Source organism: Arthrobacter sp., from assembly GCF_031179385.1.
Taxonomy (GTDB): Bacteria; Actinomycetota; Actinomycetes; order Actinomycetales; family Micrococcaceae; genus Arthrobacter_D.
Map to the genome: position 1 here is coordinate 1 of NZ_JAPSHV010000078.1, position 13,658 is coordinate 13,658.

Below are 13,658 nucleotides of genomic sequence, written 5' to 3' on the forward strand. Positions count from 1 at the left end.
CCGCGCAGGATCTCGAGCAGTTCACGGCTGGTGATGCCGCCGGCTTCCGGCGTACCGGTCCCCGGCGCGTGGGCAGGATCGAGCACATCGATATCGATGGAGACGTAGAGCGGGCGGTTGCCGATGCGGTCGCGGAGCTTGGCGACAATCTCATCGACTCCCTGCCGGAAGACGTCGGAGGAGGTGACGATGCCGAAGCCGAAGCGCCGGTCGTCCTCGAGGTCCTTCACGCCGTACAGCGGCCCGCGCGTTCCGACGTGTGAGATGGCTTCGGTGTCCAGGATCCCTTCCTCCACAGCACGGCGGAAGGGGGTGCCGTGCGTGTACTCGGCTCCGAAATAGGTGTCCCAGGTGTCAAGGTGGGCATCGAAGTGCAGCAGCGCAACCGGCTCTCCGGCGCGCTCGGACGCCGCGCGGAGCAGCGGGAGTGCGATGGTGTGGTCACCGCCGAGTGTCACCAGCCGGGCGCCGTCGTGCGTGAGATCCAGCGCGTTCTGCTGAACCGTCTCAATGGCCTCATGGATGTTGAAGGGGTTGACCGCCATGTCGCCGGCGTCGGCGACCTGTACGCGCTCGAAGGGCGAGATGTCCATGGCCGGGTTGTAGGGCCGCAGCAGGCGGGACGCCTCGCGGACGTGGTTTGCGCCGAACCGCGCGCCCGGCCGGTAGGAAACCCCGGAATCGAACGGCACGCCGACGACGGCGATGTCCGCCTTCTCCACCTGGTCGATCCGCGGAAGCCGCGCGAAGGTAGCCGCTCCGGCATAGCGGGGTATGCGGGCTGAATCGATCGGCCCGAGACGGCCACCGGCTGTAACGCGCAGCTCTTCCATGGATGTGACTCCCTCTGTTCTCCGCCGTGCGGCGCGGTGAGTTGCCTAATAGGCATCAACTGTTTCCAGCAAGGCTAATTGTGAAGCGGGTCTCAGTCAATGTCGCAGGTCGCTGCGAAACGGATTGCCCACCTTCTCCGCGCGACCCTGCGCACTGCCCTCGACACGACGGCCAACCCACACCACAATGATCGCTACGAAGCAGTCGAAAGTGGGCAAACCGGCGCGCACCGCAACCGAATCACAGCAGGAGAATCATGCACTACTCACCGGATCCCCGCGTCGATGCCTACATTGACGGACTCCCCAACTGGCAGCAGGAGATTTGCCGTGAGGTACGGGACCTCATCCACTCCGCCGATCCCGAAGTCGAGGAAACGATCAAGCGTACCGTTCAGCCCTACTTCGTACTGAAGGGCAATATCTGCGCCTTCCTCACCACGAAGGACCACCTGAACGTGTTCCTGTACGACGGCGCAATCGTCCCCGACCCGGAAGGCATCATCACGGCGGGACAGCAGAACAAAACCGCGCGAACTGTTGCGTTCTACGAAGGCGACACGGTCAATGCGCCGGCACTGCTGGCGATGTTCAGGCAGATCATCGCCAACAACCGGGCGGGCGGCTGGCGCAAGCTGAAGCAGGGAAGCTAGGCAGCGGCGCTAGGAACGCGGAATCAACGGCTTATCGGCGCGGGCCTTGATTTGCTGCACAGCCCAGGAATTACCGTCGGGATCGTCGAAGCCGAAGAAGGTGCCGCCGTCGCGCTCGTCGAAGACGGTAATGTCACCGACGTCGACGCCGCGGCTCATCAGTTCCTCGCGCGCCGCGTTGATATCCGAGACAACGAGCTGCAAACCCTTCAGCGTGCCCGGCTCCATTGAGCGCATACCCGGGCCATTCCCGAAAACAATGGAACACCCTGAGCCCGGAGGTGTGAGCTGAGTGAAGTGCATGCCTCCGACGTCGGTCTCGTGATCCTGGTTGAAACCGAGTTTGTCCCGGTAGAACTCAATCGACCGGGCCATGTCTGAAATTGGCACAACGACAACTTCCAGCGTCCAGTCCATGCACTGCTCCTGACCTTGAAGGGGTGGCATTTACGCTACCGCGACCGTCCTCACCGCGTATAGCAAATCGCTTCTCCGATGGGAAGATTTCTGCCCTAAACAAAGCAGGCTTATGGCTTACTCTTGTCAGAAGCGACCCTGCCGACAGCAAGGAGGTGCAGCATGGCCACAGCGATTGACTCCCAACGGGAAAGACGAATCAGGCGTCCCCGCTGGATCAAGGAACCGTTCAACAGCGAGGCGAGGGCGGGCTATCTGTTCATCCTTCCCTGGGTGATCGGGTTCCTGGTTTTCACTCTCGGCGCCATGATCTACAGCCTGGTCATCTCCTTCACCAACTACGACCTCTCCACGGACACCGCCTCACCGGTCGGGTTCAGCAACTACGAATTGCTGTTCAAGGACCCGAAGGTCATGACATCGCTGGGCAACACGTTGTACTACGCAATCTTGTCCGTGCCGCTCGAGATCTGCTTCGCGCTGCTGTTGGCATACCTGCTGCACCGGATTCCCGATCGCGGAGCGGGAATCTTCCGCATCATCTACTACCTGCCGAAGATGACGCCGTCGGTTGCCGCCGCGTCCATCTTCCTTCTGCTCCTGAACGGCAACTCCGGCGCTATCAACGGCTTCCTCGGTATCTTCGGCATTGACGGGCCGCAATGGCTGATCGATCCCAACTGGATGAAACCCTCGATCATCATCATCGGTCTCTGGAGCGTCAGCGGCACCATGCTGATCCTCCTCGCCGCGCTGAAAAATGTTCCCCAGGATCTGTATGAAGCGGCCGCGCTGGACGGTGCGGGGGCGATCCGCCAGTTCTTCTCGGTGACGCTGCCGATGATTTCCAATGCGCTCTTCTTCTGCACCATCGTCCTGACGATCGCCGCGCTTCAGGTCTTCGACCAGGCGTTCCTGCTGTTCTATCGCGACACGCAGAGCGGGTCACCGGACGCCGCACTGTTTGTCGGCGTCTACCTTTTCCAGCAGGCGTTCCAGCAGTTCAACATGGGCTTCGCCGCTGCAATCGCCTGGCTGCTCTTCGTCATCATCCTCCTGATCACGATCTTCCAGGTGCGTTTCGGGAACAAGTTCGTCTACTACGAAGGGGGCAGGTAGGCCATGGCTTCAGTAATCAACTCACAGCCGCAGGCAGCCGTTGAATCGGATCCGCGGGCGAAGTCAGCCGCCGCACCCAACCAGCGTTTCCCCTGGTACAAGCCACGCAGCATCATTGGGCGCGCCATTCTGTGGTTCCTCCTGCTGGGATTTTCCGCGCTGTTCCTTTATCCGTTCGTGTGGCTGCTGGCGGCAACGTTCAAACCGCGCCAGGACGTCTTCGACAATCGCCTCATTCCCGAGACCTGGGTCTTTTCGAACTACGTCGAGGTGTGGGACCAGCTGCCGCTGCTCGCCTGGATCTCGAACAGCCTGATCATTGCGCTCCTGGCCGCTGGCCTGGTCACGTTCTCGAGTTCCCTGGTGGCGTTCGGCTTTGCCTACTTCCGCTTCCCTTTCCGCAACCTGCTCTTCGGGCTGGTGCTGGGAACCATGATGTTGCCGGGAGCTGTCACCATGATCCCGACGTACCTGATCTGGAAGGAACTCGGCTTCCTCGGGACAACCGTCCCACTCTGGGGAGCCAACCTCTTCGGGTCTGCGTTCTACATCTTCCTGCAGCGCCAGTTCTTCCTCGGACTGCCCCGCGACATCTTTGAAGCAGCGCGCATCGACGGTTGCAGCTACTTCGGACTGTTCTGGCGCATCGCGATGCCGCTGTCCATCCCGTCCTTCATCATCGTCTTCATCTTCGAGTTCCAGGCCAGCTGGAACAACCTGCAGGCTCCGTTGATCTACCTGAACTTCGGCGGCCCGGAGGAATTCACGGTACCGCTGGGCATCTCCTACGCGATGTCGCTGTTCAGCCCCACCTCCGGCGGCCAGGCAGATTACCAGTACGTGATGACGGCCGCGCTGCTGGTGACCTTACCCATGCTGATCCTGTTTGCCTTCGGCCAGCGCTACTTCATCGAGGGCCTGGCGGGCCAGGGCCGCAAGGGCTGACCCAAGCGTTGAGTTGGCATGCAAAGAGGGTGGGAGCCGGCTCCCACCCTCTTTGCGTGATGATCTACTGACGACGGCGCACGTTACTGGGCGCCGGCAGTCGCCTGCTCGTACACCAGCATCGCAGCGGCCTGGGCATCCCCGAGCGCTTCCTCGATGGTCTTGTCACCGGACATCGCGGGCGCCATGGCGTTCTGCAGTTCGGTCTGGATCTCCAGACCTGCCGGCGAGGAGCCGAGCGGGACGCCGTTTTCGAGAGCCTGGTAGTAGGACTCGATCAACTGGTCGAAGCCCTCGTTGCCCGTTGCCTCAAGGTATTCGTCGCGGATCTTCTGGTCGGCAGTAGGTGAACCGGTGAAGATGCCGGTGAACATGCCGCCTTCTTCCATACCGGAGACACGAGCCTCAGCCGCTGCCATCCAGGCATCATCCGAAGTGTTCTGGACAGCCCACTTGCAGGCGGCTGCCTTGTTCTTGGCTCCGGTCGGGATCACGTAGGACTGTCCGCCGGCCACGGCGATGGGATCGCCGTCCTGATTGCGGAGCGGCACGCCCGAAACCTCGAGCTGGTCAGCGAAGTCCGAGAGCACGTTGGGGTACCACTGCGCGTACAGCCCGGCACCTACCTGATCCGCCACGAACTGGTTGTTTTCGCCGAAGAAGTCCCACGTCTGGCTGAAGCTGTACGCCGTTTCGTAGCCGCCCTGAGCGTCATAGATTTCCTTCAGCCACGTCAGCGCCTCGACGTTCGCCGGGTCATCCAGGGTTGGCTTGCCGGTCTCGTCCATGATGCCCCCGCCGAAGGCCGCGAACCAGACCGGAGCCTGTGACGGCATCTGCGGGTCGAAGCCGAGGCGGGAAGGTGCGTCGCCCTCCGACTCGTACATTTCCTCGGCGGCGCTGAGGACGGCATCGGGGTTGGAGGTGTCGAGATCCTCGGGCGTCACGCCTGCCTCCCCCATGACCCGGGTGTTGGCGATGATTGCCCACGGCTGCCAGAACTGCGGGATGCCGTACACCTGATCGTTGTACGTCACGTCCTGCAGCACGGCCGGATAGTAGTGTTCCTCGGCGCTGACGTCGTGGGTGGTGAAGCACTCATCGACCGGTTCAATCAGGCCCTTCGCAGCATAGGTCGCCACATACTGGCGGTCCATGACCACGAGGTCGGGAAGGGTTCCACTCGCGGCCTGCGCCGCGAACCGCTGCGGGTCAAAGTTGCTCTCGTTGATCTCGACGGTCACGCCGTCCTCTTCAAGGGCTGCGGTGGCGAAGTCTGCACGCGAGGTCGCCACTTCGTCGCCGAGAGTAAATCCGCCCGTGGTCATGGTTCCCGAAAGTTCGGCCCCGTAGTCCGCAGCCTCGCTTGAGTCCGCTTCCCCGCCGCCACCGCCGCCACAGGCGGTGGCCGCTAACGCGATGGCCGAAACCACCGCGAATCCTGCTGCTGTCCTAGAAGTCTTCATTGCTCCAGTCCCTTCACAAGCTAGCGCGCCAGCACTGGCGCGGGCGGATCGTCGAGGCATCGAGGCAAACAACCGGCGCAAGCCGGCTGGCTGCAAATTTGACCACAACAGACACCGGTCAAGTCCGGACCGGCGTCGTTCGATCAGTATTCCATAAGCCGACTTGGTATCTCGGTAACGAGTGGCATAGCCGATCGGGGCGCCGTCGTCAGCTTCTTGAAGCCGCCGGAACCAGCGTCCATAGGACAACCGCTTCTTCATCGGAGGGATTGACCCAGGTGTGCGGCTCCCGGCCGGGGAAGGTGATGGTGTCACCGGCTTCAAGGTCATAACGGGCGTTGGAGAAAATCAGCTCAAAGCGACCGGCGATGATGTGCAGGGTCTCCACTTCGCAGTCCACCGAATAGAGGTCCGACTCGCCCTTACCTAACGGCTCGATGACGGCCCTGATCATCTGCAGGCGCCGCTCGGAGCGCGCTGTCACGAGACGCTCATTGATCCCCTCGCCGCCCAGGCTGATCTTGGGCGCCTCCTGAAGTCGTGTGAGGTGCGTTTCCGGAACCGTAAAGAGGTCACCGATCGAGATGGACAGCACCTGGCACAGGGTGACCAGGGAGGCGACGGACGGCGAGGTCAGATCCCGTTCCACCCTGCTCAGGAAACCCTTGGTCAAACCCGTGGAGTCAGCGACCTGCTCGATCGTCATCCTCTGCGCCTGCCGCGCGGACCGGATCCGGGAACCGATCGCCACCGGCGCATTGCTGGGTTCTACTGGCAAAGCCTTCATATGGTTCCTTCCCACCGCTGATTCACGAGCATACAGATGCTTTATGCGGCGTCACACTTGACCTGTTAGATGGGTCACAACTAGCCTACAGGGAAACATCTGTTGCCTATAGGTGAAATAGCTCACTGCAGGAGAACCATGGAATTCCTCAATGTTGCCATCGTGGTGCTGTATCTGATCTCGATGCTCGCGTTCGGCTGGTGGGGCAAGTCCCGCACCAAGAACACCAGCGACTACCTCGTCGCCGGGCGTCGCCTGGGACCAGTGCTCTACACCGGCACGATGGCGGCGGTGGTCCTTGGCGGAGCCTCCACCGTCGGCGGAGTGGGACTGGGCTACCAGTTCGGTATCTCCGGCATGTGGCTTGTCGTCGCCATCGGCACCGGCGTACTGGTGCTCAGCCTTCTCTTCGCTCCGACTATCCAGAAGCTGAAGATCTACACGGTCTCGCAGATGCTGACCTTGCGGTACGGCCACGAAGCCACCAAGATCGCCGGTTTCGTCATGCTCGCTTACACGGTCGTGCTGTGCGCTACGTCCACCGGCGCGTACGCCACCATCTTCGTCGTGCTGTTCGGCCTTGAGCGCTGGCTTGCCATTGCGCTCGGGGGAATCATTGTTCTGATTTACGCGACCGTCGGCGGGATGTGGTCCATCACCCTAGCTGATATGGCCCAGTTCATCATCAAGACCATCGGCGTTTTCGCCCTCATGCTCCCCTTCTCGCTCTCCGCTGCGGGCGGTTTCGAGGGCATCCGCGAACGGGCGGGAGAAGAGTTCTTCAACATCACCGGCATCGGTGCGCAGTCCATCATCACCTACTTCGTGGTCTACACACTCGGGCTCCTCATTGGGCAGGACATCTGGCAGCGCGTCTTCACCTCCAGGACGCCGGGTGTTGCCCGGTGGGGCGGTACAACGGCAGGCATCTACTGCATCCTGTACGGCGTCGCGGGAGCGATGATCGGCATGGCCGCCAGTGTGCTGCTTCCGGTCCTCGAGAACACAGACGACGTTTATGCCCAGGTGGCCATTGACGTTCTTCCAATCGGGGTCGGCGGTCTTGTCCTGGCGGCCGCAGTCGCAGCCATGATGTCCACTGCGTCCGGCGCCCTCATTGCGGCGGCCACCGTGGCGAGTTCCGACGTCGTGCCTTTCGTCCGCAGCTGGCGGCGTCACGGCCTGCGCGGCGGAGCAGCGGTTGCGGCCGAGGGACGCAAGGAGTCCAACCCGGAGCACGACGTCGCCGGGAACCGCCTGTGGGTGCTGACGCTTGGAGTGCTGGCAGTGCTGATCGCAATCCTGCTCAACGACGTCGTCGTTGCGCTGACCATCGCCTACGACATCCTGGTCGGCGGTCTGCTGGTCGCCATCCTCGGCGGCCTGGTGTGGAAGCGCGGAACCGGTCCCGGCGCTGCGGTGTCGATGATCGCCGGGTCCGTTGTCACGCTCGGCACGCTCGCCGTCTACGCGGGCCTCGCCATCGGCGACGGACTGTACGCGAACGAACCGATCTACTTCGGCCTGCTCGCCTCCGCCGTGTGCTACGTGGCGGTGTCGCTCGCCACGAAGCCAACCGAACCCGCGGTCATGGCGGCATGGAACAAGCGCGTCTCAGGCGAGATCCAGGAGGAAGTCCCTCTCGAGGGACCCACAACCCCGGTGCGCTGAGACTACTCCGTAGGGGCGGCCGGCTCTTCGCTGGAGGCTGCGGGTGCGGAGTCGGCAGGAGCCGGGAGCTCCTCCGGGTCCGCATCCGGTTCGTCCTCTCCGGTCCACACCTTGATTGCGGCCCAGGCGACAGCGGCGACGGGCACGGAGAGGATTGCGCCCACGATGCCGGCAAGGATGGTGCCCGCCGTCAGTGCCAGCAGGATTACGAGTGGATGGATGCTGAGCGACCGACCCATGACCACCGGCTGCAGGAAGTTCCCCTCCAGCTGGTTCACCACGACGACGGCGAGGATCACCATCAGCGCCACGAACGGTCCGTTGGCCACCAGTGCCACGAGCGCGGCCAGAGCACCGGCCGCCGTGGCGCCCACCAGCGGCACGAAGGAACCGACGAACACGATGACGGCGAGCGGCAGCGCCAGCGGAACGCCCAGAATGAGCAGCGCGATACCGATGAAGACTGAATCGACCAGCGCGATGATGGCCGTTCCCCGGACGTACCCGCCCAGAACCTCAAGGCTTCGGAAGCCTACCCGCTGCGCTTTGTGAAGCCGCTCGCCGCGGAAAGGCCGCAGCAGGAAGGCCCAGATCCTGTCCCCGTCCTTGAGGAAGAAGAAGAGGATGACCAACAGCAGCACCGCACCGGCGAGGAACTCGCCCGCCGCCGTGATCCCCGAAAGGGCGGTGGAACCGACCGTCGCGCTGGTGGCGAAATCGATCAGCGCCTGGCGGGCATCCTCGATCTGTGATTCATCGATGGGCAGCGGCCCTGTCCGGATGAAGTCATAGATCTGGTCGAAGCCCTCCGAGGCGCTTGCTACGAGTTCGTCGAGTTGGCTGCGCACGGCAAACACGATCGCGGTGACCACCCCGCCGAGGACCGCCAGCAGGAGGAAGAAGGAAAATGCGGTCGCCGCTGCACTCGGCCAGCCTTTGCGCCGGAGCATGTTGACCAGAGGACTGATTGCTGCCGCGAGGATCAGGGCCAGAAGCAGCGGAATGACCACCAGGCGGATCTGGATCAGCCCGTAGATGGACACCACCAGCACCGTGAGCAGCAGCAGGAACTGGGCACCGCGGATGCTCGTCCGACCGAGTCCGTCTTTCCAGGGGTTTGACCGGTTCGATGCTGCAGTGGTGTCGCGTCTGTATTCCACGGGCGCTTCTTCCTTGGGTGGGAGGGCATGCCGAAAGCGGCAGTTTTGCTTCTACCCTACGTGCAGCGCTTCACAGCGGGATGAACAGCACGGTGTAGATGCCCAGGCCGCCCATCGCGAGCACCACAGCGGACGTGCATAGGACCGCGACTACGTCGGCATGCACCCGGCCCCGGGAGACCCCGGCGACGCTCCTGGCGTACCGGTGCCGTTGGCTCACGTAAATCCCGAGCGCGGCCATCAACGCCGAGAGCACGAGGGTTCCCGCATACCAGCCGTGGACGGGAACCCATCGCAGGAAGAGGAGGCTGGCGCCGACCAGCGCCATCATGGTTCTGCCCCACGCGAGGGAGGTCCGCTCCGGTTGCAGACCGGGATCCCGGTCCAGGACGGTCATCTCAGCTGCCCCGCATGAGGACAAACACGACGACGACGGCGGCCACTGCCGCGCCGCCCAGGGCCAGGAGCGGCGCCAGGAACGGAAGCGGCAAGGGTGTTCCGTGGCGCATTGCGCGCTCGACGTTGAGCCACCGGAAGCAGGCCACCGAGGAAATGATCATCGCCAGCAGCAGGAGCAGGACCGCCAACGTGGTCCGCAGCTCGGGATTGAAGATGTCGGCGGTGAAGGCCTCGACGGCGATGCCGCCGGCCATGAGGGCAAGCGATGTGCGGATCCAGGCGAGGAACGTGCGCTCATTGGCCAGGGTGAACCTGGGGTCTGGTTCGCTGCCGCCGCGAAGGAGTCGGCCGGCGAGACCGCGCCGGCCGGCGTCGTCGTCGTTTTCGCGAGCTGTATGCACCGCTTCATCCTAGCGAGTGACCGCGCCCGCATCGGGAGCAGGTAGGATTGATGTTTGCGAAGGGGAGTAGTTCCGGGGCGTTCAGGCTCCGCGGCCTGTCGACATACTGGCACTCAGCGATGATGCCCGGCAGTCCACCGCAATAGCGGCGAACGAGACCTTCGGCCATGCATGAGTTAATGGCCGGAGCTCCCATCAGCCCTGGCCGTGTGAGATCAGGAGCCGGCTTTGACCCCCCAGGCAACGCGAACACCCGCCGATGTGAAGCGATGGCGGCAGTATCTGGCCGACGAACGGGCAGAAGCCGCAACCTACCGCTACCTGGCGCGCAAGCGCGGTGGTGAGGAGAAGGAAATCCTTCTGGCCCTCGCCCAGGCGGAAGGCCGACACGAGCAGCACTGGCTTACGCTCCTGGGGGACGACGTCGGCAAGCCCCTCCGCCCGTCGCTGCGGAACCGGATCCTCGGCTTCCTCGCCCGGCGTTTCGGGTCGGTCTTCGTCCTCGCCCTCGCCCAGCGTGCGGAGGGCCGCTCCCCCTATGCGGCAGATCCGTCCGCGACGAGTGCGATGGCCGCCGACGAGCAGATCCATGAGGAGGTGGTCCGCGGCCTCGCGACGCGCGGGCGCAACCGGCTTTCCGGCAACTTCCGTGCGGCCGTCTTCGGGGCCAACGACGGTCTGGTGAGTAACCTCGCGCTCGTGATGGGTATCGGCGCCACGGGCGTTTCCAGTGCCTTCGTGCTGTTCAGCGGGCTCGCTGGTCTCCTCGCCGGTGCACTATCGATGGGTGCCGGCGAGTACGTGTCGGTGCGTTCGCAGCGTGAACTGCTCACGGCGTCGCGCCCCACGCAGGTCACCCTGACGGCGGCCAAGGAACTCGACATCGACGCGAACGAACTCGTGCTGGTCTACCGTGCCCGCGGGATGTCACCGGAGGCCGCGGAGCACCGTGCGGCAGAGCGGATGGGCCAGTTCAGCTGTGACTGCGATCCGAGCCTGTCCCTGCAGCCGGAGCGCCAGGAACCGCAGGATGATCATGAGAGCGTCGGGAGTGCCGTGGGGGCCTCAGCGTCCAGCTTCTGCTTCTTCGCCTCCGGCGCGATCATCCCCGTCCTGCCGTACATCTTCGGGCTGACCGGACTGGCCGCGGTGGTGACAGCGTGTGTCCTCGTGGGGCTGGCGCTGTTGGCGACGGGCGCCGTCGTCGGGTTGCTGTCGGGGGCCTCGCCGCTCAAGCGGGCCCTGCGTCAGTTGGCCATCGGGCTGGGCGCCGCCGCGGCGACGTACGCGCTAGGTCTGGCGTTCGGCGTCTCGGTCGCCTAGCGCCGGTCCACACCAAGCACGACGGCGGCCGCATCCGTTTCGCGGTCCGGCACCGTGGTCGGTGACTCGAGGTGCACCGCGCCCGACGGCAGGATCCCGGCGCCGCCGTACCGTTCCATGACCCGCCACTGGGCGGCGACGTCCTCGCCCGCGTGGTCGGGAGGCAGCTGATCCCAGAAGTCGAACCCGCCGCTGTCCACCAGCGCGTCCCGGTTGAACAGGACGCAGCCGCCTACCCACGCAACCTTGTACAGGCGCCAGTCACCGGGGCGCAGGTTCAGTTCGGCTGCTGCGTGGGTGAGGTTCGCGGCATTGTGCAGCGGCCACCGTTCGAAGGAGGGCTCCGCAGGACGGACCCGCTCCGGGTGGACCTCCCGCTTCCAGAGTTCGAGCGGCGCACGTTCGTGTTTGCGGTGGTCGTCGAGGTAGGACAGGCCCTGCACGGCGGCTCCCACGAATCCGCAGCCCGCTTCCTGCAGTGCGGCGTGCATGCGCAGGAGCATTCCCGGCTCGAGCCAGACATCGTTATCGAGGAAGAGCACTTCCGGAGCGCTGGAACGCTCGAGCAGGAAATGGCGTTGCTGGGCGACCCCGCGACGCGGCAGGTTCCTCTCCAGCGTCACGGAGCGCCCTTGCGCGCGGAGCACCCGGACCATCGCGGCGACCGCGGACTCCTTCCAGACCGGCTCGCCGTCGCTTTGGTCGCTCAGGATGACGGCGAAATCCGGCTCGTCCTGGCCCGCGAGTCCCGACAGGGTGACGGCTAGTTCGGCCGCGCGTCCGTAGGAGGGGATCAGTACCTCCAGCACGGGCGTGTGCGTAGGAGCCTGCCGTCCCCACTCCCCTGACCAGCGCCCGCTCACGGCACAGTTGTGGAAGCGGCGGGAGGAGTCGACCGAGGCGTCCGGATCTTCTCGACCATCGCCGTCGTCGACTGCTCTGGAACGTAATCGAGGATGCGCACCACGCCGCCGCAACGCTCCACGACCGGCGCTTCCTCGAGCATCTGGGACGAGTAGTCTCCGCCCTTCGCGTAGATATCGGGCCGCAGCGCCTCGATCAGGGGCACCGGGGTATCGGTGTCGAAGACGGTTACGTAATCGACGCAGCTCAGCGCCGCGATGACGCCCGCGCGATCCCCCACACCGTTGATGGGCCGGTCCGGGCCCTTCAACCGCCGCACCGAATCGTCTCCATTCAGCGCGACAATCAGCACGTCGCCCAGCTGCTTCGCCTGCGTCAGGTAGCGGGTGTGGCCGCGGTGCAACACGTCGAAGCATCCATTCGTCAACACGATCCTGTGACCCTGTTCGCGTTCACCGGACACGCGCTGGAGAAGTTCGTCGAGCGGCAGGACCGCCGAGGAGAGGCCGCCCAGGTACTGCGCGAGATCGGCCGTGGAGCAGACCGAGGTTCCCGGCCGGCTGACGACGACGTCGGCCGCCGCCTGCGCCAGGTCCAGCGACGCTGTCATGGGCATTCCCGACGCCCGCGCTGCGGTCAGGCACGCGACGAACGTGTCCCCCGCCCCCGACGCCTGCTTCTCCGACGCCGGGCGGGCCCACGTGCGGTGACCCTGCCCTTCCGCGGTGAGAAGCACTGTGCCATCCCGGTCCAGGGTGACGACGACGGCGCTCGCCCCCGTCGCTGCGAACAGTTCGGCGCGGCGGTCGGTCACCAGCGCCGCGCGGTCCTCGGCGGGTTTGGGCGGGAAACCCGTATCAAGCAGGCGTGCCGCTTCCAGCGCATTCGGCGTCACGATGGCAGGGGCCAGCTCCGCCCAGGGACGCGGATCATGTGCGTCGACCACAGTCAGGGCCTCTCCGATGCTTCCCCGCAGCGCTGCCCGTACGGCCGAGCCGAGCGCTCCTGTGCCGTAGTCACAGACCACGACGGCGGCACTCCCGCTCACGGAGGCCGGAACCGCTTCGGCGAGGGCTGCTACGGCTTCCGCCGGTGGTTCCCCGTCCTGGTCGTCCAGGCGCAGCATTACCTGGTCACCGCCGATGATCCGGTTCTTCGTCGTGGTCCTGATGCCGGGAACGGCGACGAGGCCGGAGGTGTCCACGCCGGCGTCGTCGAGCAGGGCACTCAGGCGGATACCGGCGTCGTCTGTTCCCACGAGGCCGACCAGGCGCACCCGCGCACCGAGCGCGGCGAGGTTCATGGCGGTGTTCGCTGCCCCGCCCGGTGCGTACTCGCGGCGCTGCACGTCGACCACCGGCGCGGGGGCTTCCCTGCAGAACCGGTCGATGCTCCCGGTCCACCAGCCATCCAGAATCACATCTCCGACCACAGTGATCAGCGGGGCGACGCGGGCCAACTCCACGGGCACCCATTCGGCGAGCCCGCGCGTTTCAGACAGCGCGGTCATGATCCGGATGCCTTCCCTGGTGCCTCAATGTGCACCACCTTGACGGTGCAGAACTCGTCCAGCAGTTCGGGTCCGTAGCCGAAGCCCTCACCGCTTTCACCGCGGGGCTG

14 protein-coding genes are annotated in these 13,658 nt (G+C 64.7%); 5 read left to right on the forward strand and 9 right to left on the reverse strand.

From position 1 onward, the window contains the following. On the reverse strand, positions 1-833 hold an 833-nt coding region (gene speB / locus RIF85_RS11075; protein WP_309071961.1), incomplete at its 3' end, for an agmatinase. 257 nt (positions 834-1,090) lie between these two features. On the opposite strand from speB, the gene RIF85_RS11080 reads away from it, so the two are divergent. Further along, on the forward strand, positions 1,091-1,486 hold the full coding sequence (locus tag RIF85_RS11080) for a DUF1801 domain-containing protein (protein ID WP_309071962.1): 396 nt from the start codon (positions 1,091-1,093) through the stop codon (positions 1,484-1,486). Positions 1,487-1,495: 9 nt separating this feature from the next. Here the strand turns inward: RIF85_RS11080 and RIF85_RS11085 are convergent, their stop codons facing one another. Further along, positions 1,496-1,903: a VOC family protein gene (locus RIF85_RS11085; RefSeq protein ID WP_309071963.1), complete on the reverse strand. Its 408-nt coding sequence runs from the start codon at positions 1,901-1,903 to the stop codon at positions 1,496-1,498. Positions 1,904-2,065: 162 nt separating this feature from the next. Here RIF85_RS11085 and RIF85_RS11090 point away from each other — a divergent pair, with 162 nt between their 5' ends. Both RIF85_RS11090 and RIF85_RS11095 read left to right on the forward strand, forming a co-directional pair. Next, positions 2,066-3,022, forward strand: coding sequence for a sugar ABC transporter permease (locus tag RIF85_RS11090; RefSeq protein WP_309071964.1), 957 nt, complete (start codon positions 2,066-2,068; stop codon positions 3,020-3,022). 3 nt (positions 3,023-3,025) lie between these two features. Next, positions 3,026-3,967 carry a carbohydrate ABC transporter permease gene (locus tag RIF85_RS11095; protein WP_309071965.1) on the forward strand — a complete coding sequence of 314 codons (942 nt, stop codon included), beginning with the start codon at positions 3,026-3,028 and terminating at the stop codon, positions 3,965-3,967. An 83-nt stretch (positions 3,968-4,050) separates the two neighbouring features. On the opposite strand, the gene RIF85_RS11100 is transcribed toward RIF85_RS11095, so the two are convergent. Further along, positions 4,051-5,433, reverse strand: a complete 1,383-nt coding sequence (locus RIF85_RS11100; RefSeq protein WP_309071966.1) for an extracellular solute-binding protein — start codon at positions 5,431-5,433, stop codon at positions 4,051-4,053. A gap of 208 nt (positions 5,434-5,641) precedes the next feature. Continuing rightward, a complete protein-coding gene (locus tag RIF85_RS11105; protein ID WP_309071967.1) occupies positions 5,642-6,220 on the reverse strand; it encodes a cupin domain-containing protein in 579 nt (192 codons plus the stop codon). Between the two features lie 138 nt (positions 6,221-6,358). On the opposite strand from RIF85_RS11105, the gene RIF85_RS11110 reads away from it, so the two are divergent. Beyond that, entirely contained in the window at positions 6,359-7,891 is a 1,533-nt protein-coding gene (locus RIF85_RS11110) for a sodium:solute symporter (RefSeq protein WP_309071968.1), read from the forward strand. Positions 7,892-7,893: 2 nt separating this feature from the next. Here the strand turns inward: RIF85_RS11110 and RIF85_RS11115 are convergent, their stop codons facing one another. The 3 genes from RIF85_RS11115 to RIF85_RS11125 all read right to left on the reverse strand — a co-directional run bounded on the left by RIF85_RS11115 (position 7,894) and on the right by RIF85_RS11125 (position 9,851). Continuing rightward, positions 7,894-9,051 carry an AI-2E family transporter gene (locus RIF85_RS11115; protein WP_309071969.1) on the reverse strand — a complete coding sequence of 386 codons (1,158 nt, stop codon included), beginning with the start codon at positions 9,049-9,051 and terminating at the stop codon, positions 7,894-7,896. Between the two features lie 70 nt (positions 9,052-9,121). Further along, positions 9,122-9,448, reverse strand: coding sequence for a DUF202 domain-containing protein (locus RIF85_RS11120; protein WP_309071970.1), 327 nt, complete (start codon positions 9,446-9,448; stop codon positions 9,122-9,124). A gap of 1 nt (position 9,449) precedes the next feature. Then, positions 9,450-9,851 (reverse strand): DUF202 domain-containing protein, encoded by a 402-nt coding sequence (locus RIF85_RS11125; RefSeq protein WP_309071971.1) that lies wholly within the window; start codon positions 9,849-9,851, stop codon positions 9,450-9,452. Between the two features lie 228 nt (positions 9,852-10,079). Here RIF85_RS11125 and RIF85_RS11130 point away from each other — a divergent pair, with 228 nt between their 5' ends. Further along, positions 10,080-11,174, forward strand: coding sequence for a VIT1/CCC1 family protein (locus tag RIF85_RS11130; protein ID WP_309071972.1), 1,095 nt, complete (start codon positions 10,080-10,082; stop codon positions 11,172-11,174). On the opposite strand, the gene RIF85_RS11135 is transcribed toward RIF85_RS11130, so the two are convergent. Both RIF85_RS11135 and rfaE2 read right to left on the reverse strand, forming a co-directional pair. After that, positions 11,171-11,983, reverse strand: coding sequence for a glycosyltransferase family 2 protein (locus RIF85_RS11135; protein ID WP_309071973.1), 813 nt, complete (start codon positions 11,981-11,983; stop codon positions 11,171-11,173). The genes RIF85_RS11130 and RIF85_RS11135 overlap by 4 nt on opposite strands. A gap of 50 nt (positions 11,984-12,033) precedes the next feature. Next, positions 12,034-13,548, reverse strand: a complete 1,515-nt coding sequence (gene rfaE2 / locus RIF85_RS11140) for a D-glycero-beta-D-manno-heptose 1-phosphate adenylyltransferase (RefSeq protein WP_309071974.1) — start codon at positions 13,546-13,548, stop codon at positions 12,034-12,036. Positions 13,549-13,658 lie beyond the last annotated feature (110 nt).

Bases quoted from the DNA above. Each gene is read 5' to 3' on its own strand.
- RIF85_RS11100 (WP_309071966.1), bottom strand. From the start codon at position 5,433: ATGAAGACTTCTAGGACAGCAGCAGGATTCGCGGTGGTTTCGGCCATC.
- RIF85_RS11110 (WP_309071968.1), top strand. From the start codon at position 6,359: ATGGAATTCCTCAATGTTGCCATCGTGGTGCTGTATCTGATCTCGATG.
- RIF85_RS11080 (WP_309071962.1), top strand. From the start codon at position 1,091: ATGCACTACTCACCGGATCCCCGCGTCGATGCCTACATTGACGGACTC.
- RIF85_RS11090 (WP_309071964.1), top strand. From the start codon at position 2,066: ATGGCCACAGCGATTGACTCCCAACGGGAAAGACGAATCAGGCGTCCC.
- RIF85_RS11085 (WP_309071963.1), bottom strand. From the start codon at position 1,903: ATGGACTGGACGCTGGAAGTTGTCGTTGTGCCAATTTCAGACATGGCC.
- RIF85_RS11105 (WP_309071967.1), bottom strand. From the start codon at position 6,220: ATGAAGGCTTTGCCAGTAGAACCCAGCAATGCGCCGGTGGCGATCGGT.
- rfaE2 (WP_309071974.1), bottom strand. From the start codon at position 13,548: ATGACCGCGCTGTCTGAAACGCGCGGGCTCGCCGAATGGGTGCCCGTG.
- RIF85_RS11120 (WP_309071970.1), bottom strand. From the start codon at position 9,448: ATGACCGTCCTGGACCGGGATCCCGGTCTGCAACCGGAGCGGACCTCC.
- RIF85_RS11095 (WP_309071965.1), top strand. From the start codon at position 3,026: ATGGCTTCAGTAATCAACTCACAGCCGCAGGCAGCCGTTGAATCGGAT.